Source organism: Paenibacillus sp. FSL H7-0323 (assembly GCF_038002725.1).
GTDB lineage: Bacteria > Bacillota > Bacilli > Paenibacillales > Paenibacillaceae > Paenibacillus_AQ > Paenibacillus_AQ odorifer.
Genome location: NZ_JBBODB010000001.1, coordinates 2,578,413 through 2,601,636 on the forward strand (window position 1 = coordinate 2,578,413; position 23,224 = coordinate 2,601,636).

A 23,224-nucleotide genomic window follows, 5' to 3' on the forward strand; every position below is an offset into this window, starting at 1 on the left:
ATCATTATTTCAAATACTCGAATAGCTGCTCATTCATCCGATGAATGCCTTCAAGACGCAGACTGTATCCGGTGACATTCTCCCCTTCAATATAGGCATGAAGTAAACCTGCACAACGAAGATTAAAAATATGATCATGCACAATCCCCTTCGAGATCCCCGCATGCTTAACAATTTCGGTAAACGTCTTACGGCCACCACTAAGGGCTTGGAGGATTTTTAGCCGACTTTTTTCACTCAGACTACGGATCGCTCTGTACATAAAAGGGGAGATTTCCTCATTCTCCATCGATATCCACGCCGCATAATGGCAGATCGTTAATTCACCGTAGCAATAAATGATATTAGCAGGCTGAAAATGATACTGTGGAATCAGTACGAGCTTCTTAAGCCCATCCGTAGGCATGAAGTAAAATCCGTTGGTCGTCTTGTTCACGAAATCCGCAGTGTCCAGTCCATTAAGCTCCATGTTCTTCGAGTCAGCATGCTGCTGCAGTTTGCTCAAAATTGCAGGATTGCATTGGCTAAAGTACTGGCGGTTCCACTCGGAGAGCAAAAATACTACGCGGTTACGGTAATCCTCCATATGGCTTGGAAATACCTTTACATACTTTGATAAGGTCTCATATAACTCACCAATCGATAACCCTTCAATCCATTTCAACACACTGTCTACATCATCTTTAAATGGACAACAGTAAATGAGCAAATTCAACATTTTCCACTCATTGTTTAGTTCGGTTTCTTTCAAACGGGATAACAGCTCTTCACTGAGCGTGCTTTCAATTTCATTAGCCCACGCTACCCCTAAATCAATCTTCTTATAGGATTTTTTGCAGAGATAAGTATGTAAGCTGTTCAACAATTCATAAATCGATCCAAATTCAACCTCAACCTTGTATTCCACAATGATTCCTCCTGCTAGCGGTTCTTTTCAGTAGTGAGATATTCTCTTAATCTTATTGTATTATCCTGAGAATACGCAAGCTACTCTATAAACGGGAGTGCATAAAAATTCATTAGCTGCTGTTTCAGCACCGAATTTTCTGTATTGCACACTGGTTTAGCTGTCATTTCCGCGAGCGTGGACGCTATCGGACTCTGTAGAGCTTGTGCGAATAGCGTCTGCCGTAGGCTTCAGCGCGAGATCAAGACTCTGCGCTATCGGACTCAGTGGACCTTGTGCTAATAGCGTCTGCTCGATCCTTAAGCTCCAGCGCGAGATCAAGACTCTGCACTATCGGACTCAGTTGACCTTGTGCTAATAGCGTCTGCTGGGTCCGTAATCTCCAACGGGAGATCAAGACTCTGCTCTATCGGACTCAGTGGACCTTGTGCTAATAGCGTCTGCTGGGTCCGTAATCTCCAGCGGGAGATCAAAACTCTGCACTATCGGACACAGTTGACCTTATTCGCAGTATTATCCCCTTTTTTGTGTGCTATCGGACTCCATAGGCGCTATTGACACTATAAATGCCTATTTCGTGCCTATTCCAAAGGAATAGCTGCACTGGGGTCCGAAACTTTACTCAAAAGGCTAAATATGTGCGAATAGCGTCTGCTGGGTCCGTAAACATCAGTGGGGAAATCAGGACTCTGGTCCATAAGCATCAGCGGGGGATTAGGACTCTGGACCGTAAGCTTCTGCGACGGATTGGGATCCTACGATATTGGACACCTATCGGACACAGTTGACCTTATTCGCAGTATTATCCTCTTTTTTACGTGCGATCGGACTCCATGGGCGCTATTGACACTATAAATGCCTATTTCGCGCCTATTCCAAAGGAATAGCTGCACTGGGGTCCGAAACTTTGCTCAAATGACTAAAAATGTGCAAATAGCGTCAATTGGGTCCGTTAGATTCCGCAGAGGATTAGGACAAGCGAGAGTTCGGAGTTCGGGGTTCCGGGGGTTCCAACGTTCCCAGCGTTCCCATCATTCCAGACTTCCAGACTTCCAGCATTCCACCGTTCCCAGCTTACCAAAACAAATACTTGAGGTTAGTTAACTCTCACTTGCTCATATTCTGCTATAGCCAAGTTGCCCACATGAACAAAAATGCAGTGCAGCGATCCTCGGGTAACAAGGAAAACAACAATCAGCCCGAAGAACAATCAATCTGGTTCGCTCCTCGCTTTTTGCAATTCATGGTAGTAAAATATAGGCAATAACTAATTAGGAGTGAAGCCATAAGATGCAAATTCAAAATGAAAACGGACGTTTTTTTGTTGCTAATGACGGTAAGGACCTTGCCGAAATCACATACAGTTTGGATAAAGAAACCGGGGAATTGGTCATTGACCACACCCGTGTCTCCGAAGAACTGCGCGGGCAAGGTACTGGACAAGAGCTTGTACGTGCTGTTGTGGACAAGGCTCGGAATGAGAATTTAAAAATTGTACCCGTGTGCTCCTATGCTGCGCATCAATTCGAGAAGCACCCGGAGTACAAAGACGTGCTGAGCGGGAATACTGGCGGGAGAGCTTAAACCTGCTCCCGTTTCCGCGAAGCTTTTTTAGTAACTATGCGAACTTATAATAGTTCAAATACACTTTAGGGGGAAACGGGTTTGACGACTGCCGACACTTTTAAGAATATTGAGGAATTACAACAACGCTGTGAGCAATATGAAGGAATCTCATTAAAACTGAATTGGGATATGCTCCGCCAGCCATCAAGCGCAGGTGATACGGAATGGCTCGTGACTTATGAGGACGAATTACTGGTCGGTTTCTTGGGACTCTATGGTTTTGGAAGCGATATGGAGGTCTGTGGCATGGTTCGGCCAGGCTACCGTCGACGCGGAATCTTCACCTCTCTGTGGAACCGAGCACAAACCATAATCAAGCGCAATAAAGTCTCTACTCTTCTTCTAAATGCACCCGCCGCTTCTTCATCTGGAACTGCTTTCCTGCAAACCTTGCCTCTGCAGTTCAATCACGCTGAATATCAAATGAAATGGGATGGCAATTCCATGGTGTCATCTGATGTCAGCTCAGCAACAGGGACTGTCGTCTTACGGCCAGCTCGTGAAGAAGAGGCACACATTCTGGTCGAACTGGATTGTGGAGGTTTTGATATGAAGACAGAAGATGCTGCAGAGCAGTATGAGTTGCACAAACAGGAAGGTATGCAAGAGAATATTATGATCGAGATGGACGGCAGGCCTGTTGGGAAGATGCGAGTGTGGACTGAAGATAATGAATCCTGGATCTATGGATTTACAGTCGACAAAAAGCTACGTGGGCTTGGCATTGGCCGCAGCGCCCTTCTTCAGACCATCGAACGAGAGCGCAAAAATTATAATGGTGTAAATCTGGAGGTCGCACTGGATAATCCCAATGCACTTAAGCTGTATGAGAGCTGCGGCTTTGTCATTCAGAATAAACAGGATTATTACCGATATATCGGCTAATCCCCAGACCTACTCTTGAGATTTTAATAAAGCAGTCACAATAAGACCTCCTTACTTGCTGGTGTTCTAACCTGCAGATAAGGAGGTCTATTTATTATAGTAAATAATTCGCTTCGCCTCTCTCATTTCTACGATCGCTGCAGCTTAAGGAACCGTCAGCTAACACTTCCCGCTCAAGAAATACGGATAACAGACGCACATAATCCAGTGACTCCATAATCGAGATTGCCTCTCCATCAAAGCAGTATTTACGTCCATCCAGCAGCGAGAAAACTTCCACGGTCTCCGCTGGCTCACCATAAGCATGATGGCAAAAAACATTGGCCATATGCATAAATCCAGTGATGATATCCTCATTGCCATTAACCATAAATTTCTGAATGTTCACGCTTCGGCCACTTTTTGAAGAGTTCCAAGCCAGCTGCGTAATCATCGATAACTCCAAATTCAGCGCTGGAACTGGAACATGCCACTGTTCATATAACATCACTGGAATCTCCTGTAGATGATTGCTTGAAACGATACGCATAAGCTCATCAGCTACACTCGTTTTGATATCCCAATATTGCAAAAGGGAGGGAAAAGCATCTCCCCTAGGAGGCCACCGGCGTTCTAACAGAAATTGTATAGGTGTCTCTCTTCGCACTTCCGGCAACAGACTATAGAAGTCATTAAGTGTATGCCCCACAGCATATTGAACCTGCTGACGCCAGCGTGGGAGCCCCGTCGCTGGAGCTCCGCTAGCTAAATTCTCAGTCCCGCCCAGCATAATATGCTCCATGCGATAATCGTGCAGCCGTTTATACGGAGGGCTATGTACATCCCTTGGTTTGTTAAACCAACTTCCCACTGGCCCACCCATCTTAGGTTACCGCCAAACAGGCTTCGATGAATTGACGTCCGAATTGACGGCAGGCTTCTTTTTCGGCAGCATTCGGGCCATACTCAATCTTTAGGCTATCTTGCAAAATGACTGCTCCACGCTCCTTTAGCTTCTCCTCGATAACATCCACTGCCCCACAATAAATGGCGTAGCCTGTATCTCCACTACCAAAAACTGCTGACTTCATAGCAGTCAAATCAAGTTCATCCATCTCCTCATAGAAATCAAGAGATTCATCCGGCAACTCTCCGTCTCCCCAAGTGTATGCCCCTAGCAGAACGCCTTCATATGATTTTATCTCAATCGCATTACATTCAGTGACTGACTTCAAAACAGCCTCACCGCCTGCTTGGCGTATTCCTTCTACAATCAATTCAGCCATTTCCTCAGTGTTGCCAGTTAAACTAGCATATGCCACAAGCACTCTAGCCATAAACTCCTGTTCCTCCCCTACTAACACCTTAAATTTAAATCATATACGCTTCACCTCATTCTATTTGATAATGATTATCATTGTCAATAAATAAAGTTAAAAAAACGCAAACTCCCCGTTATTACACACGGTTGAGGTTTGCGCTCCGTCTCATTTTTCTTAAAAGACGCTTAATAAGCACCTTCCAGCAAAGTTATGTGATTCCCATCAGGATCACGAAAATTCATTTCTTTACCGCCATATTCCATCGTAACAGGTGGCTGACAATCCAGTCCCATAGCTTTCAACTGCTCGTATGTCTCATCCAGATTATCACAGCCGAATACTAAATTAACAAAACCTGTCGTAAGATTTTCCCATTTTGCAGCATCCCAAATAATAATTCCCGGCTGTTTCTTGCCAAAGCCAAGCTTTGCCCCGTCGAAATTACCGTAACCTTCGAAAGGCATAGGAATTCCTAGTACCTCCGTATAAAATTTAGCTGACACCGCAGTATCTTTAGTGTAAATGTTAGTCCCTTCAAAAGACGAAATCATAACTTGTCCCCTCTCATTCTCATAATATGTCTCATTTCTTACTTAGGTTTAGTCTAACAAGGTTGACACGCTTTGTATTGCAAAATTACGACATTCTTCGGCCTGCATAGACCAAGGCTTCAAGTGGGGTTCTTCCTGCATATTTTTTGAAATTATTGATAAAATGGGACTGGTGACTGTAACCATACGCGAAAATAAGATCCTGCATATTCTTCGTCTGCCCAGGTAAATGACACATCTCCCGCCATACATTCTGAAACCGCACGAGATCTGCTGTTTTTTTGGGCGATACACCTATATATTCTTGAAAAAGCCGTTCAAGTTGTCGTCTGCTTAAATTAGAACTGGTCTCCAAATCCTCAGCGGTCACAATCCCTTTTTGTTTAACCATAGTATAGACTGCGTTCATCATCCGATCGTTAGTCCGCCCTCTACGCTCTAAACGACGAAGCAGATAGGCTTCAGCGGCTGCAATCCTTTCGTCCATCGAGTTTACTTTCTCCAATAGATGACCAAGCTCTTTTTTAAAAGTGCCAAAATATTGTTCTACATCGACATGTGCATTCAAGACATTCCGCAGATGATCATCTGCAAAAAAATGAACCGCCCAGAAATGAAACCGGATACCAAAGGTTGAACTCCCCCCTGGCTTTCTGTCTGAAGAGACTTCAAATGGAGTGTCATTAATGCCGGAGAAAAAAGTGTTTGTATTGCCTGATTCTCTATCCAAATCCCAAATAATATCCATACAGGTGTCCGGAATTATTGTCTCCGTCTCAGGTTGTTGTATAGACTCCACATCTACAGAACCCCAAAAACAGCGAATAAACGGCTGCAAGGCATGGCTGGGCAGAAACTCACTAGTGTGGTTGGGTTTTGCAGTTATAGGGAAATACAGCGGTGAGAGATTGAACATAGCTTTAGTTCTCCGATCGTAAATAGGGTAAGAACTCTACTATCTGATCATACACAATCAAGTCATGAAGCACCAGTTGAATAGCCGCATAAGTATGGGAATATTATACACTTCATTAGCATTGGACAAAATAATTGGTGAAGCTGGCTGAGGCGTAATTTGTTTGTAGCAATCAGGTGAAATGTTGTACAATAAAGGCTAAATGAATTTTTTTGAAGGATGGATTAAATCATGTATATAGCGAGCGATTGGAAAGACTATGAAGTAATTGATACAGGCGGTGGAGAGAAGCTCGAACGCTGGGGCGATATTATCTTGCGTCGTCCTGATCCACAGATTATTTGGCCTCTAAATAATGAGACCGCTAAATGGCGTGATGTGCACGGACATTATCACCGTTCCTCCGCTGGTGGCGGACAATGGGAAATGAAAAAAACCATTCCGGACGATTGGAAGATTAGCTATGGTAAATTAAAATTCCACTTACGTCCTACAAACTTCAAGCATACAGGACTATTCCCGGAACAAGCAGCCAACTGGAGCTGGATGATGGACAAGATTGCAGCGGCTAACCGTCCAATCTCAGTGCTGAATCTTTTTGCTTACACAGGTGGAGCTACTGTGGCAGCGGCGAGTGCCGGTGCGTCTGTCGTTCACGTGGATGCAGCCAAAGGTATGGTGCAGTGGGCGAAAGAAAACGTTCAGCTGTCTGGTCTTGGAGAACGTCCAGTCCGCTTTATCACGGATGATGTATTCAAGTTCGTACAACGTGAACAACGCCGCGGCAGCAAATATGACGCGATTATTATGGACCCTCCTTCTTACGGAAGAGGACCTGGTGGAGAAATGTGGAAGCTTGAATCAAGTTTGTACCCTTTCCTTGAGAGCTGTATGGAGATTATGAGCGACAACCCATTGTTCATGCTCATTAATTCCTACACCACTGGAATTTCTCCAACTGTACTGCGCAACATGTTGTCCATGACCATGGGCAAACGTTATGGCGGAAAACTTACCTCCGGCGAAATTGGTCTTCCGATCACCTCCTCCGGCATGAACCTGCCATGTGGTATCCTGGGTCGCTGGGAGGCGTAAGCCATGACACAGCATAGTTCCGGCAACAATGAGGCTGTAAGCGGCGGATCACAACGCTTTGAAGTGTTATACGAAGACAACCATCTTCTGGGGATTGTAAAACCCGTGAATATTCCTGTTCAGGAGGATGCAACAGGCGATCCTGACCTGCTGAATCTGCTGAAAGAAGATGTGAAGGAACGTTTCAACAAACCCGGCAACGTCTATATAGGTCTGGTCCACCGTTTGGATCGACCGGTTGGGGGCGCAATGATTTTTGCCAAGACTTCCAAAGCGGCTTCAAGACTATCCGAGAGTGTCCGTACTCACGGCTTTCATAAGGTGTATTTAACAGTCGTGCATGGTAAACCGCCAGCCACTCGTGGCCGTCTTACAGATACGCTGCTTAAAGACGCAAAGAGTAACACCGTCACCGTGGTTCGAAAAGGAACTCCCGGCGGCAAGGAAGCAATTCTGGATTACACAGTGCTTGACAGTGCAGAAGGATACAGCCTGCTTAAGATTGATTTACTTACAGGGCGTTCCCACCAAATTCGGGTGCAGCTGAGTTCGATCGGCTGTCCATTATACGGTGATCAGAAGTACGGCGCTTCAGTGAACAGACCGGGGCAACAAATTGCGTTATGGTCAGCACTTGTAGGATTCCCTCATCCTGTTACTAAAGAGGAAGTGGAACTCATCTCTCTGCCCCCACAAACCCATCCTTGGGATCTGTGGCCGCGTGAAACACTACAAGAAGGGCTGTCCTGAAGCAGCCCTTTTTAGGCAATGAAACGATAAAAACGAGGCAGTGACTCTCCGGTTAGTGGAGAATCGCTGCCTTGTTTTTGTTTCTGCGTCTGCTACTTGAACAGAATATGGGAAGAGGGTCCACGTTGGAGTGCTCTTCTAGCTCCGCAGGATATGCTTAATCCGATTTTTCCAGCCGGGCATTGAATATCCCTTTGAGATTAAACATCCCTTCGAGATTAAACATCATTTTGAGAGATTAAACATCCTTTCCACCTTCCAGCCTGAACTTAGCTAACGGTCAACCGCTCTGTTTAGCGGTGGATCAGCAGTGGTTCAGCAGTGGATCAGCAGTGGATCCTAGATGGAATCTGAAATGAAAAGTAAGATAACTGCATTCTATACACTTATTCCGAATAAAAAAGCAATAGATCGGATTTTAAGTGTACTCTTTACAATTAAAAATCAGGGAAACTGCAAAAAGAGAAGTAAATCAAGAAAATAGTTGTATAAAATACAGTTATATTTCATCACTCGAGTAAATAGCAAACAATAGCTGTACAAAATACAACTAAATACATCTAGATGCCTCTAATTGCTCTAAAACACTCTAAACGCTTCTACATACTCTAAACGCTTCTACATACTCTAAATGCTTCTACATACTCTAATGCTTCTACATACTCTAAATGCTTCTACATACTCTAAATGCTTCTACATACTCTAAATGCACTAGTGATACAGCCAAGCTATTTGCTTCAAGGTGTAGAACCCTCCGGTGTAGTTGTAACAACCATTTTGCCCATTAAGTAGAGCAGTAACTGTTGGTTATGAGAGGAGATCGGATCAAGCGCTTCCGCAAAAAAATCACTGCGGATCTTTAGACCCCGTGCAGTTTCTTCCATTCCAGTCTCCGTTATACTCACCCATACAATCCGCCGGTCCGAAGCATCTCTTTCCCGCACAATAAGCTCATGTTTCTCCATCCGATCAAGTAACATCGTAACCGCTGCAGGACTGGTCGCCAAATGTGGAGCCAGATCAGAAGGCTTCATGGCGTCGCGTTCCTGAAGCAGTTCAAGTACAGTAAGTTGGGCATCCGTCAGCGTTGGAGCAAGATTACTGTCCATATGTAATTTATAATCTTTTAAAATCTTATGCCAAATTTTACTGAATTCAGAAGCATGCACACTTATTCCTTCCTTTCCTCGCGGTTCTATCCGGTATATCTACATTTTCGCGAAACAACTTCCATTTCCTGCAAACGAAGAAAAAATAAATCTGCCAGACCTTCAGCATAAAAAAATAAAAAACGACGCTTAGTCAACCCTCCAAAAGAGCGGACTAAACGCCGTTATAAAATCACTTGTTAATCGCTAGTTTTAATGAACTGATGGGAAAAGATTTATGATCTCATCCTTTTTCTCCACAGCTACAATCTGTTTGCCTGTAGAACGACGCTCGCCCAGCGGCGCTGATTCAGAGGAGAACGTATGGTGGGCATTCTCACGGGTAACGGCATTCAGTTCCAACGGCTCCTTGCAATAGAAAGCCCCTGCTAACCTGCTGCCATTTGGACGTATTCGTTTGCCTTCCTTGAATTCGAAGGTTGGCATTCCTTTGCCACCACGGCTTTGTGATGGATAATCCACAAGTAATGAACGTTTCGCATAACCAATATCAGAAATAGCAAGGATTTCGCCTTCATCTTCGCTGACCCAGAAGCAGGAAATCACCTCGTCGCCCTCGCGCAGCTGAATTCCTCTTACACCGGATGCAACGCGACCCATAGGGTTAACCTCATTCTCATGGAATCGGATACTCATTCCCTCACGGGTGACCAGCACAATGTCCTTGTCATTCGTACTAGAAGCCACTGTAATGATCTCATCACCCTCGGCTACCTTACAGGCCGCTACAGCTCCAGAACGGCTTGTAGAGTATTCCTTGAGCTCTGTACGCTTCACCTGACCCCGACGGGTGACAAACACAAGGCTCTGCTGCGGATCATCTAGATTATTCACCGGAATCACACTAACGATTCCATCTCCTTTAGACAATCCAATAACATTCACAATCGCTGTACCAGGCTCTTTCCATTTAAACTCCGGAATCTGGTGCACAGGAAGCAAGAAGTATTGCCCCTTGCGGGTAAATACCAGCAGACTGTCACGGGTATTTACATCCAGCAGCCTGACGATATGATCGCCTTCTTTGACGCCTGAGGTATGACGCTCCCCACCAGAACGGGTGAAGGAAAGCATACTAGTCCGCTTAATATAACCATCTGCTGAAAGAGCAACGAGCACATCCTCCGCATTGACCAGCGCTTCAAGGCTAACCTTGAGCTCCTCGACTTCGCCTTGGATCAGAGAACGGCGATCAATGCCGTATTTATCGCGAATCTCCAGCAGTTCCTTACGAATTACAGCAACTAGCTTTTTGTCGCTATCCAAAATGCCGCGCAGATGTGTAATCTTTGCCATCATTTCATCTAACTCTTTCTGGAGTGAAGTGATCTCCAGATTGGTCAGACGATACAATTGCAAAGTAAGGATCGAATCGGCTTGGCGTTCACTGAAGCCGAACATCCATACGAGATTGTTCTGAGCATCCTGACGATTTTTCGAAGCTTTGATCGCAGCGATAACCTCATCCAGGATGTTCAGTGCTTTAACTAAGCCTTCTAAGACATGCGCACGGTCTTCAGCGCGTTCCAGATCGAACTGGGTGCGATGAGTCACAACTTCACGCTGATGTGCGATATAAGCTTCCAGGATGGCTTTTAGACCAAGCTGCTGAGGTGCTTTGTTAACAATAGCAACCATATTGAAGTTATAGGTGATTTGAAGATCGGTTTTTTTGAGCAGATACGCCAACACGCCTTGAGCATCAGCCTCTTTTTTGAGTTCGACTACAATCCGCAGTCCCTCACGGCCGCTCTCATCACGAACCTCGGCAATGCCATCGATCTTTTTCTCCAGCCGAATATTCTCCATGGAAGTAACCAACCGTGATTTTACAATCTGGAATGGAACTTCCGTGATCACGATTTGCTGCTTGCCGCCCCGCATATTCTCAATCTCTGTTTTGGAGCGCAGGTAAATACGGCCTTTACCTGTGCGGTAAGCATCCATGATGCCGTCTCCGCCCATAATTGTGCCGCCTGTAGGGAAATCCGGACCTTTCATGAAGGTCATAATTTCTTCCAGCTCAATATTTGGTTTCTGCATCACTGCGATACAAGCGTCAATTACTTCACGCAGATTATGTGGCGGAATTTCAGTGGCAAAACCAGCAGAAATCCCACTCGTGCCATTTACGAGCAGATTCGGATACCGGGAAGGAACCACAACAGGCTCTTTGGCCGTATTGTCAAAGTTATCTTTAAACAAGACCGTCCGCTTCTCGATATCACGCATCATCTCCATTGCAATGGGAGACAGCCGTGCTTCTGTATAACGCATTGCCGCAGCTGGGTCATCGTCCATGGAGCCCCAGTTGCCGTGACCGTCAACTAGCACATGCCCCATCTTCCAAGGCTGTGCCATACGTACCATACCATCGTAAATAGAGGAGTCACCATGTGGATGGTAATTACCCATTACATCTCCGACAGTTTTGGCTGACTTGCGGTATGGCTTGTCAGGGGTGTTGCCGGAGTCGTACATCGCATAAAGAATCCGGCGCTGCACGGGTTTAAGTCCATCACGGACATCGGGGATTGCCCGGTCCTGAATAATATATTTGGAATACCGACCAAAGCGGTCACCGACGACCTCTTCCAGAAATGCCGGCAAAAATTGTTCTGATAAACTACTCACTTTGCTCACCTTCTGTTCCTCAAACTGCCCATTTTAAAATAGTGTGGTGATTCTCAGGTACTTCAGAGCTTTTTGGAATTCTGGGCACTATCGCTCCTACAGTTCCAAAATCCCCTAGGTCCCATAAATCACCAAGCTCTTAGAAAATCGGGATTATCGTCACTTGCAGCACTGACATTACTCTACAATTTCGGTGAAATCGACATTTTCAACAATCCAGCGTTTACGTGGATCGACTTTGTCACCCATAAGTGTTGAAACACGGCGCTCCGCCTTAGCAGCATCCTCAATCTGTACCTGAAGCAGCGTACGCGACTCTGGATTCATCGTTGTCTCCCACAGCTGATCGGGGTTCATCTCGCCCAATCCTTTATAACGCTGAAGCTCGAAGTTTTTGCCGAATTCCTTTAAGTAATTTTGCAGCTCTTCATCACTCCAGGCATACCTTACGGTCTCCAGCTTACCCGTTTTGCGAGTCAACTTATAAAGCGGAGGCTGAGCGATAAAGACCTTACCTGCATCTAATAAAGGCTTCATATAACGATAGAAAAATGTCAGCAGCAGCACCTGAATATGCGCTCCATCGGTATCGGCATCGGTCATAATGATAATTTTAGAATAATTGCTGTCTTCGACGGTGAAATCCGGACCAATTCCAGCACCTATTGTAGAAATAATTGCTTTATACTCGTCGTTCTTCAGGATGTCCAGCAGCTTAGCTTTCTCCGGATTCATCGGTTTACCTTTTAGCGGCAATATCGCTTGAATCTTAGAGTCACGGCCTTGCTTAGCTGAACCACCGGCGGAATCACCTTCCACGATAAACAGCTCCGTACGTGTAACGTCCTTTGATTGTGCAGGAGACAGCTTACCGCCAAGATTCGAGCTTTCGCTGCGTTTCTTGCCTGTGCGGATCTCATCGCGGGCTTTACGTGCCGCTTCCCGCGCTTTCGACGCTTGAATCGATTTCTTCAGAAGGCTCTGCGCAACTTGTGGATTTTCTTCCAAGAAACGCGCCATATTTTCAGAAACGATATAATCTACTGCACTACGGGCGGAAGCACTGCCAAGCTGATCCTTCGTCTGTCCAACAAATTCAACCTCGGACATTTTTACACTGATGACAGCCATCATGCCTTCCCGCAGATCATTACCTTCCAGGTTTTTATCTTTTTCTTTAAGCAATTGCGTGCGGCGGGCATATTCATTTAATACACGAGTGTACGCAGTTTTAAAGCCGGTCTCATGTGTGCCTCCGCTGCGAGTTGGAATGGAGTTTACGAAGGAAGCCAAGGTTTCTGTGTAGCCTCCGTTGTATTGCAGAGCTACTTCTACCTCGATATCATCCTTTTCTGCACTGAAATGAATAACATCATGGAGAACATCCTTACCTTCGTTGAGGAACTGCACAAATTGACTGGCTCCACCTTCATAAAAGAACTCATCCTGACGGTTGCTCCGCTCATCTTGCAGTGTAATACGCAGACCGGAATTCAGAAAAGCAATCTCCTGAACCCGCTCTGCCAGCGTGTCATAATTCAGAGCAATTCCATTTGGGAAGACACGAATATCTGGCTTGAAAGTAATTTTCGAACCCGTTTTATTGGTGTTACCCAGAACTTCAAGACCAGTTACAGGTTCGCCAACATGCTCCTTGCCCTTCTTGTCCACCCAGTACTCAAACCGCTGCCGATGGATTTTGCCCTCACGATAAATCTCTACTTCGAGCCATTCAGACAAAGCGTTTGTGACAGAAGCCCCTACGCCATGCAAACCGCCTGATTTTTTATAACCCGATCCACCGAACTTACCGCCCGCATGCAAAATTGTAAATACAACTTGCGGGGTAGGTACCCCTGTCTTATGCATTCCAGTTGGGATCCCCCGTCCATTATCGCTAACGGTTACCGAGCCATCCTTGCGAAGCAGTATGTCAATCTTTGTACAATACTTGGCTAAATGCTCATCTACGGCATTATCTACGATTTCCCATACTAAATGATGTAGTCCTGAAGAACTCGTACTGCCGATATACATGCCAGGTCGTTTGCGTACTGCAACCAGACCTTCGAGCACTTGAATGTCGTCAGCATCGTATCCAGTACGGCCATTCTCGCCGTTATTAGAAACTTCAGCAAACATATCGATCTGTTCGAGCATTCATGCTCCTCCTTCTTTTCTCTATACTAAGAAGAAACGGCTTGGCCGTCCTTTATGTTAAGAACGGTATCCGTTACTGCCAAAAACCTAAGGATAGAATATATCGTGAAATTATACTCTCCTATATTTCTAAGAAATGCAAACAAACGTTTTGGTCACTTTGTTCATTCTAATTCAAAATATCCCTTTTCGTAAAGACGGCGAATGAAATGATCACCGAAGCGGCCCCCCATACAGCCAGCACAGCCATGGAAAATGACAAGGACATCCCTTCAATGGGGGCGGGAGTACCAGACAAATAGCTGGTCAGTCCAAGATTTACCATAAATAAATATTTCGCTGTTGTCCAGGCAGAGGCCATATTGGTCAGTATACTACCTGCAATCAGCGCTGCCATCATAACTACTATACTCGCCGCAGTACTACGAACAAGCACCGAGATCATGAACGCGAGCAGTGCAACCACTACGCTGACGAACCAAATCAAACCACCTTGCATAAGCATATATTTCCACTGGGGCACTGCATGTACAGTAGACATATCTAGCGAATCACCACTGATTTTAAAGCCTGTAAAAACAGGAATGTTAAAACCCTTAAAACCAAAGGCGAGACCAGAGATAAAGTAACTGATTGCAAATGTGGAAAGTACGATAAGCGAAACAAACATTAGCAGTGCTGTCATTTTGCTAAAAAGCACCTTCCAACGCTTGACCGGCCTAGTCAACAGCATTTTGATAGTTCCGGTTGTCCTTTCGGCCGAGACCAAATCTGAGGCCACCGCCATAATGAGCAACGGAATAAATAATGTAACCGAATTATCCATAAATTCACGGGTAAAGGTAACCCCGCTAGGTTCATTCGGATTAACGTCATGGTGAAGATAATACTGAAGCTGTTGTACAAATATTCGCCGATAAGTCTTCCATTCCTCTGGAATCCGGTCACTGCCCAGTGAATTTTGATTATCGATAATCTGCTGCTGGATCTCAAGCCGCCAATCGGAATTAAATTTCTCCCGACTCCGTTCGGCTGAACGCATCTGTGCATAGGTGAACATAGGCACCAGTACAATCAGAATCAGCAGTATAACATAAAACCGTTTCTTTTTTATAATCTTCAAGCACTCATTACGGATTAGCGGAAGCAAGTTACTCAACATTCTCACCCTCCGTTAGTTTCAAGAATAGCTGTTCCAGTGTCGGATTAATTTTATGCACAGCCCTCACCTCGATTTCAGCAGTAACCATTACGGCCACAATCTCGGGGATCAGATCCTGATCCATGATCGTTATTAAAGAATTGGGGCCCATCCCGGCAATAACTGAGTCATCTAATGTGACGTCTTCCAGTTTCTGAATTTGAATATCTGAACGATCAGCCAGCATTTCCCGGGCCTCAGCAAAAGGCTCCAGCTCCCAAAGTACATACGGCGAATTACGAGCGATCAGCTCATCTACCGCACCTACTGCCAATACACGCCCTTTACTAATAATCGCTACACGGTCGCAAAGAAGCTGAATTTCACTAAGCAGATGGCTCGATACGAACACCGCCAGCCCTTCATCCGCCAGCTTGCGAATGAATTCTCGCAGCTCTTTAATGCCTTTAGGGTCAAGTCCATTCGTCGGCTCGTCCAAAATAAGCAGCCGTGGACGTCCCAACAGCGCCTGCGCAATGCCTAATCGTTGTCTCATCCCAAGCGAGTATGTACTTACCTTATCATGTATCCGCTGATCTAATCGAACAATATCTACCACTTCGCTAATACGTTCATTGTCTACGCCAGGCTGCATCCGGGCAAAATGCTGCAAATTCTCCCACCCGGTCAAATAGGTATATACCTCAGGATTCTCAACGATAGAGCCTACATATTGCAATGCTTTTTCCGGATTTCGGTTCATATTGTACCCACATACTGTAATCTTGCCCTCAGTAGGTCGAATCAAATCCACAAGCATGCGGATCGTGGTCGTCTTCCCAGCCCCATTAGGCCCGAGAAAGCCGAAAATCTCCCCTTTTCTCACATCGAAAGTGACATCATCTATAATCCATTTTCGTCCTATTTTTTTACGTACCCCGTCCACAGACAAGACGACTGTGCCGGAGTCTTCACTATTCGCTTTTGTCATATTTAATTTAGCTCCTTGTGACTGTCATTTTCTCGGTTTGTACTTGCTCAAAGGGCATTTACCTACATGATCTTACTGCAAAATTTAACACTCACCTATATACTACTGCACAGCCTGTATGAACCGTTCTCCGATTCGCTGATAGCCATCACCATTAGGATGAAAATGATCGGTGGATAGATACTTGTCCAAATGTCTGTTAAACAAGTCAAACGTAGGAACCAAGGTCATGTTGCTATGCTCATTAATAATATCCATTGCCGTATGATTCCACTTCGTTACCGCTTGATTGCCTGGTGCCAGTAATTCTGGAATATCGCCAAAGGGATTATACAGCCCCATATAGTAAACTTGCGCATTCGGATTGATCTGTGAGATTTTATCGAGAATCTTCTCCAGTCTAGCTGCTGCTTCTGGCAGAGCGGCTAATAAAGACTCTGGAGTCAGCTCCTGCCCAGAGGTTGATGAAGTTGTGTTGCCCTGTTGCGCCCCATTATTCTCAAGAATATCCGAATCCTTAAACAGATCATTTCCTCCGACGGATAGCAGAACAACATTCGACATGCGCAAGGCATACTCCACACCATCTTCGTTCAGTTTGCTTAACAGCCCCGCAGTAGTCAACCCGTTAATCCCCATATTGCCTAAAAAGTCTACTGTGACACCTTTTGCGGATAAACCAGTAACCGTACGCTTAACAAACCCTTCTCCGGTGTTATCACCGGTCCCCTTGGTAAGCGAATCCCCGAGCGCAACAATTTTGAGGAGCTTGACGGTCTCCGTCACCGGTGCGGCTGTTTGCTGAGGCAAGCTGCTCTCGGTAACCTCTCCGACCGGATAGATAATATCTTTAACCGCATAAACTAAACCAACCATCAAAACTATAGTTGTTACTATGGAAATCAAGCTGACGCTGCGCCATGTCCATTTCGAATCCTTCAAAGCTATCCCTCCGTATGCCGTTCTATTATGTATTGTTCCACAATTTACAAAGATCTTAACTATGTTACATAAACATAATTCTTCCATACAAGTTTTGCAAATGTCTAGCAAAGAAAAAAATCCCGCTGCTACAGTGTTTTTGCCGAGGAACGAGTGTGGGCTTTTTTGAAAATAAAAAAATACTGGCTTTTTAATTAATGCCATTATATAATATTCACCGTTGACTCTTTAGACATTACGGGTTATTAGCTTAGCTGGTAGAGCAGCCGACTCTTAATCGGCAGGTCGCAGGTTCGACCCCTGCATAACCCATAGAGCTAGACAGAAGAAGTAAGGACAAGTTCCTTGCTTCTTTTTTTGTTGCATTTTTAATCTTCACCACACAAAAAAAACCGCTCCCCGACTTACATCGGAGAACGATTTCTTCCTGAAGCATCTACTCGTATTATTTACCAATAAACTCTTGAACCCAGTAATTATTATCATAGCCTACACCGATATAATTGAAGTTAGCATTCAAAATATTAGCGCGGTGACCTGGACTATTCATCCATGCCTTCATTACTTCCTCTGGTGTTTTTTGTCCCATTGCGATATTCTCACCTGCGGCTTTATAAGTGATGCCAAAGGATTTCATCATATCAAAAGGTGAACCATACGTAGGTGAAGTATGTGAGAAATAGTTATTCGAACGCATATCTGTAGCTTTTGTAGCGGCAACTTTGTGCAGGCTGTCCAATCCAGCTACAGGTGACAAACCAGCTGCTGCACGTTCTTTGTTTACCAGCGTTACGATTTGCTGAACATAGGTTCCTTTATTACTCACAGCACCTGTTGTAGTTATATTATCTGTTGGCTTAGTTACAGTAGTTGTGTCTGCTGGCTTTGTAACCGGTTTTGTAGTTGTAGTTGTGGTCGTGTTGTCTTTGTTTGGTACTGTTCCAGTTTGCGGCTTAGTCACCACGATTGTGCTATTCGAAAAAGGGAATCCCTCAAGATTAGCTTGTTTAAAATATTGTAATATTTGCTCATAACTTGTGCCTTTTATTGTTACTGTCGATTCATTCGATGCCGCATTTGCTTCCAATGGAAGAGAAATACTAAGTGCCATAACAGCTGCCACGCTACCACCGATGATTGCTTTTAATGTCTTGTTCTTCAATCTGCCATCTCCTTTTTTCTTGCGTGTAATATATGCTTCTGCCTAGAGTGACCATCTACAAATGTTACAAAGTTGTAATTTGTTCCTCAGTCATTGTAGCATAAATCTCTCAAATGTGCGCTTCTAATTTTTTACATATAATAGTCTTGACTGTAAGATTTCCGATTCCTAGATACATTCGCTTTCTTCCGCTGTTTTCCTGCCTAAAAATACCATTTTACCTGTTATTCGCGAAAAAAAGCGAGAAAAAGCAAAAAAAGTCGCCCTCCCCGAAAGGACGGCAACTTCAGCAAACCTATGGATACCTGACGATTAATGGAACGATTGCCAGAACTCGCCCTCCGTAGAGATCAATCCCATGATTTCCGCATAAGGAATCCGGAAGGTTGGAAAACCTGCAGAATACGGAGCGATCTCATAAGGTGCGAAATATAGATACAACGCTTCATTATCTACAAAGAAGGGCTGATCCGAGGTAATTCCTTTATACGTATCCGGAAAAACATATGAATATTGTGGATCGTTCTCGATCTGTTTGCCCACAATTTTACTGAGCTTCTCCACATATCTGCTGCCTGGCTTGAACAAGTCCCCCAGCTTATAGAACCTGCCGCTGCGCAAATTAATATGCGGATAGATTTTGGTAGGCATTCCATGTGCTGCTCCAAAAGGAAAACGATACCCGGTCAGCTCCAGCACCAGCAGGTTTTTACGGAAGAAAGAGACTGAAAAATCACCATTATAACTAAAGTCCTGGGAAACCCCTCCACTCCCAACGTCTTCAGCAAGGGATAGCTTGCGCAGCTTATCGTTAACCTCTCGCGAAACTTCCGCACTTGCAATCCCCTCAACGACCGGATAATACACCAGATAATCCCTGTTCGGTTTGTATTTCTTCTCCATTACGGAATAGGGAGGTCTCAGCGGAATGACTCCATTTTGGCGCCAAACCTGCTTTCCCTGCCGATCATAATAAGATGTGCGTTGATCTACATCTGCTCTTATCAAACGTCCGCTAAGGGTGAGTGTTCCTGCCCCTGGAATAACTGGGGGCTGGGCTGCCTTTTTTCCACTTCTATCGATAAAATAGGTATCTTTAGCATCAAATACAGACGCCAATCCCTCCTGGTAATTGTTCACGCCAAGCAGGGTGTGATTGCTCAGGACCGCTCCCGTTTTCGCATCTGCAATTACGTAACGTGATCCGCGATAAGGCTGGCTGGGGAATACAGGCGTTCCTATGGCTACTCTGCCTTCACCTAGCTGCAATACTTCATAATATTTTGCCGGGATGATCATTTTTCCTTGTTTATCAATCAGCCCGTAGGCGTTGCCATAATTTTCAGCGGTATTCACCACCGCACGTCCCTCTGAAAAAGGTAAAGCAGAGGTGAATTGCGGCTGAATAGCTACAGAACCATCCGTATTTAAATAGCCATATTTACCGTTTTCAGTCGCTTGATAGGCTAGCAAACCTTCTCCCGGACTTCCAACGAAAGGATGGTTATACGTATGCAGAATGTTCCCATCCGGATCGATGAGCGCATACTCTCCTTCTTTGATTTTAACCAAAGCCACGCCGTTCATAAAATCATTGGCATCTACATAAATCGCGGGTAGCACCTCTTTGCCTTGCGCGTCCACATATCCATATAGCGATTGGCCGCCGGTCGTATTTTGTTTTGAAAATAGTGCTCGCCCCTCATGTAATGAGTTCAAATAATCATACCGGGCGGACGTCACTTCTTTGCCTTTTTCATCAATAAAAGTGTACCCCTTAGCATCCGACACGACCGCGCGCTCTTCCGAAAAAGGCGCAATAAATGAATAGATCGGCTTCACTCGTTCTCTTCCAGTGCTGTCAATGAGCCCGCTGCTATTTTTTCGCTGAACTACGGCAAGACCGTTCTTCTGAAAATCCTCAGCATATTCGTACCGGGGTTCAATCTGAACACGGCCTTCGTCATTAATATATCCCCAAAGTGTGCCCTCTTTGAGATTAAACGGCGCCGGATGCAGACCCGTGGTCCGCAGATCGTCCCCCACCCACTCCGGCAATAAGTATGGCGCCTCAAAAGGCTTATTAGAGTAATCTACACGATATAATCCCGCTTCTGCCGGAATCGTGACGAATAACTCCTCTTCCGTGCGTATGAAATCCTCATCCTGCTGAGTAATATATTCGTTCCAGCCAATGCCATCCCATTTCCAAACATCCGCCTGTATCAGACCATTGTCATTCCCTTTCCCCAGCTCATTCAACCTAATCCTTAACATCCAGTCGCTCCCCTTTAACAAAGGCATTTGCCTATAGAATATGGGAGAACGTTGGTTTATGTGCTTTTTGATCTTTGGGGTTAGGGGGAGGCGTATTCTAGGATACTTTTGCCTCTCTTTCCACTTCCGTTGCTCGTTTCGGCGTATTCTAGGGCATTAATGACTCTCTTTCCTCCACTGTAGCTCGTTTTGGCGTACTTTAGAGCATTAATGCCTCTCTTTCCTCCTCCGTAGCTCGTTTCATCTAATTCTGCGGGATTTATACCGTTCTTTCGCCTCACGTAGCTCGTTTCAGCCAATTCTGCGGGATTTATACCGTTCTTTCGGCCCACGTGGCTCATTTCAGCCAATTCTACGGGATTTATACCGTTCTTTCGCCTCACGTAGCTCGTTTCAGCCAATTCTGCGGGATTTATACCGTTCTTTCGCCACACATAGCTCGTTTCAGCCAATTCTACGGGATTTATACCGTTCTTTCGCCTCACGTAGCTCGTTTCAGCCAATTCTGCGGGATTTATACCGTTCATTCGGCCCACGTAGCTTGTTACAGCTAATTGTGCGGGATTTATACCGTTCTTTCGCCTCACGTAACTCGTTTCAGCCAATTCTACGGGATTTATACCGTTCTCTCACCTCATGGTGCTTCTGTTCTGTTACTAATATTAGTTTGTTGATATTGTTGGTGAGCTATGATGAATATGATGTGTTTTCGGTGCTCCTGATGACGATGGTCGTGTTATTGCTGCTGATATTGATTAGTGGCGGTGATTGCCGTGTTCATGCTGACAATGTTGAGTGGATTGTGCTAGCCGTGTTTGTGTTGAAGATATTAATTGGTGATGGTAATGATGCTGTAGATATTCCGTGGGTGATGGTGCAACTATCGGGTGGAGTAAATCCTATTGGTGCAATATTAGATTTGATGGAGCAGGGGTGGCAATGTTGATAGAAGTTGGTGGTGGTAAGTAATGTTTATGTTAGAGTTGCTGGAGCTGTTTAGTCATGGTGGCATTTTGGCGGGTATTTTTAGTGGTGTGTTTGTTTCATGTTGGTAATAGCCATTGGTGATCTATGTGTTAGTGTTGTTGGCGCTATTTGGTCGTGGTGGCATTTTAGTGGATACTTTTGGTGTTGTGTTTAGTTGTTAGTACTGTAGTTAGTCGTGTTTTGGTTGACAGTGTTGTGGTTGGCAGTACCGTAGTTAGTGGTGCTTTAGTTAGCAGTGCTGACAGTGGCATTATTGGTGTAGTTGATATTATTGCTGTACTTGATATTATTGCTGTACTTGATGCTGGTCCCAATGGTACTAGTGGGAGCGAAATTGGTTTATCCCTAACTAATTAAACTAGTTTTTGTGGGTAGTTTTTCATACATAGTTTTTGTGGTTAGTTTTTGTGGGTAGTTTTCGTGCTCGTGCGTAGTTTTCCTATGCGAGGAGCAAGGGGGCGACGTTCAGTACTTGTGAATTGGTACTTATGAATTGCTTCTTATAAATCGGTACTTTTAATTTGCATCTTATGAATTTGCACTTATGAATTTGTACTTTAAATTGGTTCATATGAATTGTATCTTATGAACTGATTCTTACGAGTTGCTTATATCCGCAAGCGAAATGGACAAACCAAAAAGCGTTTGCCATAAATAGCAAACGCTATAATCACCATACATTCCCCACACAACTACTTCTTCGAAGAATACTTCCGCATATCAAACGCGACCGCGGCGATGATGATCAGACCTTTGATAATCAACTGATAGTAAGGGCTGATGCCGATAAAGGTCAGGCCATAGTTGATTAAGGTAAAGATAATAACACCGACCAGAACACCTGGCACTGTTCCGATACCACCGGTTGTGGACACCCCGCCCACGACGCAAGCAGCAATCGCATCGAGCTCATACATGTTACCATAGTTATTGGTTGCGCCACCTGTTCTGGCAGCCTCCAGCACACCCGCCAAACCATAAAGGGCTCCAGCAATCGCATAGATGTAGATCAAGTTCTTGGAAACATCGATGCCAGATACTTTAGCTGCCTGCATGTTACCGCCGATAGCGTACATGTTCTTGCCCAGCTTAGTTTTATTGAACACCACCCATACGATGGCGGCGACACCCAAGGCTATCAGCACGATATACGGGATTGAATATTGCCCCTTGCCAATAAACCCAGAACCGATTGTAGTGAAATCTGGACGCAGACCGCCAATCGGCTGTGATTGGTTGGGGTCCATGTCAAAGTACAAGGAATTCAAGCCGTAGACGATAACCATCGTACCCAGTGTTGCGATAAACGGCGGGACGTTCAGCTTGGAGACGACAATACCATTGACTAGTCCGCAGAGAAGGCCAGCGATAATAGCTATAAGGATCGGAAGCCACACTTGCACCTGCGGCAGATCAGGAAAAAAGCGCCGGGAATAATCCGGAATTTGCAGCATCGAAGCAGAGATTACCGCTGTAAAACCAACCACACGTCCAGCAGACAAGTCCGTCCCAGCTGTGATAAGGATGAAGGCAACACCAAGCGCGATGATAATCCGTGTTGACGACTGAATTAGAATGTCCCGTAAAGTATTTACAGAGATAAAGGCCGGCTCATATAAGGCAATACCCATAATTAGAATTACCAAGACAATATAAATAGCATTTTGAGTAATAAAAGATTGGGCTCGTTTAGCGTTCATTAGTAGTGTTCCTCCTTAAAGTTACGCGAA

21 protein-coding genes and 1 tRNA gene are annotated in these 23,224 nt (G+C 45.0%); 7 read left to right on the top strand and 15 right to left on the bottom strand.

The window, feature by feature from the left end:
• Positions 1–4 precede the first annotated feature (4 nt).
• Positions 5–907, bottom strand: a complete 903-nt coding sequence (locus tag MHH89_RS11760) for an ArsR/SmtB family transcription factor (RefSeq protein ID WP_340394149.1) — start codon at positions 905–907, stop codon at positions 5–7.
• Between the two features lie 1,290 nt (positions 908–2,197).
• Here MHH89_RS11760 and MHH89_RS11765 point away from each other — a divergent pair.
• Together MHH89_RS11765 and MHH89_RS11770 are read left to right on the top strand one after the other, a co-directional pair.
• Positions 2,198–2,491, top strand: a complete 294-nt coding sequence (locus MHH89_RS11765; RefSeq protein WP_036685732.1) for a GNAT family N-acetyltransferase — start codon at positions 2,198–2,200, stop codon at positions 2,489–2,491.
• 81 nt (positions 2,492–2,572) lie between these two features.
• Entirely contained in the window at positions 2,573–3,418 is an 846-nt protein-coding gene (locus MHH89_RS11770) for a GNAT family N-acetyltransferase (protein ID WP_076127613.1), read from the top strand.
• A 94-nt stretch (positions 3,419–3,512) separates the two neighbouring features.
• Here the strand turns inward: MHH89_RS11770 and MHH89_RS11775 are convergent, their stop codons facing one another.
• The 4 genes from MHH89_RS11775 to MHH89_RS11790 form a co-directional block, all read right to left on the bottom strand.
• A complete protein-coding gene (locus MHH89_RS11775; protein WP_076281448.1) occupies positions 3,513–4,280 on the bottom strand; it encodes a hypothetical protein in 768 nt (255 codons plus the stop codon).
• Between the two features lies 1 nt (position 4,281).
• Positions 4,282–4,734, bottom strand: coding sequence for a flavodoxin (locus MHH89_RS11780; protein WP_341087183.1), 453 nt, complete (start codon positions 4,732–4,734; stop codon positions 4,282–4,284).
• A 170-nt stretch (positions 4,735–4,904) separates the two neighbouring features.
• On the bottom strand, positions 4,905–5,270 hold the full coding sequence (locus MHH89_RS11785; RefSeq protein ID WP_076306207.1) for a VOC family protein: 366 nt from the start codon (positions 5,268–5,270) through the stop codon (positions 4,905–4,907).
• 85 nt (positions 5,271–5,355) lie between these two features.
• Positions 5,356–6,186 carry an AraC family transcriptional regulator gene (locus tag MHH89_RS11790; RefSeq protein WP_076278319.1) on the bottom strand — a complete coding sequence of 277 codons (831 nt, stop codon included), beginning with the start codon at positions 6,184–6,186 and terminating at the stop codon, positions 5,356–5,358.
• Between the two features lie 231 nt (positions 6,187–6,417).
• Here MHH89_RS11790 and MHH89_RS11795 point away from each other — a divergent pair, with 231 nt between their 5' ends.
• Positions 6,418–7,281 carry a class I SAM-dependent methyltransferase gene (locus MHH89_RS11795; protein WP_036685718.1) on the top strand — a complete coding sequence of 288 codons (864 nt, stop codon included), beginning with the start codon at positions 6,418–6,420 and terminating at the stop codon, positions 7,279–7,281.
• A 3-nt stretch (positions 7,282–7,284) separates the two neighbouring features.
• Entirely contained in the window at positions 7,285–8,031 is a 747-nt protein-coding gene (locus MHH89_RS11800; RefSeq protein WP_076219226.1) for an RluA family pseudouridine synthase, read from the top strand.
• Between the two features lie 737 nt (positions 8,032–8,768).
• On the opposite strand, the gene MHH89_RS11805 is transcribed toward MHH89_RS11800, so the two are convergent.
• The 6 genes from MHH89_RS11805 to MHH89_RS11830 all read right to left on the bottom strand — a co-directional run bounded on the left by MHH89_RS11805 (position 8,769) and on the right by MHH89_RS11830 (position 17,068).
• Positions 8,769–9,200 carry a MarR family winged helix-turn-helix transcriptional regulator gene (locus tag MHH89_RS11805; RefSeq protein ID WP_076127601.1) on the bottom strand — a complete coding sequence of 144 codons (432 nt, stop codon included), beginning with the start codon at positions 9,198–9,200 and terminating at the stop codon, positions 8,769–8,771.
• Positions 9,201–9,392: 192 nt separating this feature from the next.
• The gene (gene gyrA / locus MHH89_RS11810) at positions 9,393–11,834 is read right to left on the bottom strand and encodes a DNA gyrase subunit A (RefSeq protein WP_076127599.1); all 2,442 of its coding nucleotides are present in this window, start codon (positions 11,832–11,834) and stop codon (positions 9,393–9,395) included.
• Positions 11,835–12,011: 177 nt separating this feature from the next.
• The gene (gene parE, locus MHH89_RS11815; RefSeq protein ID WP_076127597.1) at positions 12,012–13,994 is read right to left on the bottom strand and encodes a DNA topoisomerase IV subunit B; all 1,983 of its coding nucleotides are present in this window, start codon (positions 13,992–13,994) and stop codon (positions 12,012–12,014) included.
• A gap of 169 nt (positions 13,995–14,163) precedes the next feature.
• Positions 14,164–15,153, bottom strand: a complete 990-nt coding sequence (locus MHH89_RS11820; protein WP_036685819.1) for an ABC transporter permease — start codon at positions 15,151–15,153, stop codon at positions 14,164–14,166.
• Positions 15,146–16,126 (bottom strand): ABC transporter ATP-binding protein, encoded by a 981-nt coding sequence (locus MHH89_RS11825; protein WP_341087185.1) that lies wholly within the window; start codon positions 16,124–16,126, stop codon positions 15,146–15,148. The genes MHH89_RS11820 and MHH89_RS11825 overlap by 8 nt, the downstream gene beginning before the upstream one ends.
• A gap of 102 nt (positions 16,127–16,228) precedes the next feature.
• Entirely contained in the window at positions 16,229–17,068 is an 840-nt protein-coding gene (locus tag MHH89_RS11830; RefSeq protein WP_076281445.1) for a GDSL-type esterase/lipase family protein, read from the bottom strand.
• Between the two features lie 239 nt (positions 17,069–17,307).
• Here MHH89_RS11830 and MHH89_RS11835 point away from each other — a divergent pair.
• A tRNA-Lys gene (locus MHH89_RS11835) sits at positions 17,308–17,380 on the top strand.
• A gap of 133 nt (positions 17,381–17,513) precedes the next feature.
• Here the strand turns inward: MHH89_RS11835 and MHH89_RS11840 are convergent.
• The 3 genes from MHH89_RS11840 to MHH89_RS11850 form a co-directional block, all read right to left on the bottom strand.
• The gene (locus tag MHH89_RS11840; RefSeq protein WP_341087186.1) at positions 17,514–18,230 is read right to left on the bottom strand and encodes a CAP domain-containing protein; all 717 of its coding nucleotides are present in this window, start codon (positions 18,228–18,230) and stop codon (positions 17,514–17,516) included.
• A 312-nt stretch (positions 18,231–18,542) separates the two neighbouring features.
• Entirely contained in the window at positions 18,543–20,507 is a 1,965-nt protein-coding gene (locus tag MHH89_RS11845; RefSeq protein ID WP_341087188.1) for a WG repeat-containing protein, read from the bottom strand.
• Between the two features lie 80 nt (positions 20,508–20,587).
• Positions 20,588–21,034 (bottom strand): hypothetical protein, encoded by a 447-nt coding sequence (locus MHH89_RS11850; protein ID WP_341087190.1) that lies wholly within the window; start codon positions 21,032–21,034, stop codon positions 20,588–20,590.
• Between the two features lie 176 nt (positions 21,035–21,210).
• On the opposite strand from MHH89_RS11850, the gene MHH89_RS11855 reads away from it, so the two are divergent.
• The gene (locus MHH89_RS11855; protein ID WP_341087192.1) at positions 21,211–21,453 is read left to right on the top strand and encodes a hypothetical protein; all 243 of its coding nucleotides are present in this window, start codon (positions 21,211–21,213) and stop codon (positions 21,451–21,453) included.
• A 182-nt stretch (positions 21,454–21,635) separates the two neighbouring features.
• Entirely contained in the window at positions 21,636–21,851 is a 216-nt protein-coding gene (locus MHH89_RS11860) for a hypothetical protein (protein WP_341087194.1), read from the top strand.
• 335 nt (positions 21,852–22,186) lie between these two features.
• On the opposite strand, the gene mglC is transcribed toward MHH89_RS11860, so the two are convergent.
• Positions 22,187–23,194 (bottom strand): galactose/methyl galactoside ABC transporter permease MglC, encoded by a 1,008-nt coding sequence (gene mglC / locus MHH89_RS11865; RefSeq protein WP_076127586.1) that lies wholly within the window; start codon positions 23,192–23,194, stop codon positions 22,187–22,189.
• Positions 23,195–23,224 lie beyond the last annotated feature (30 nt).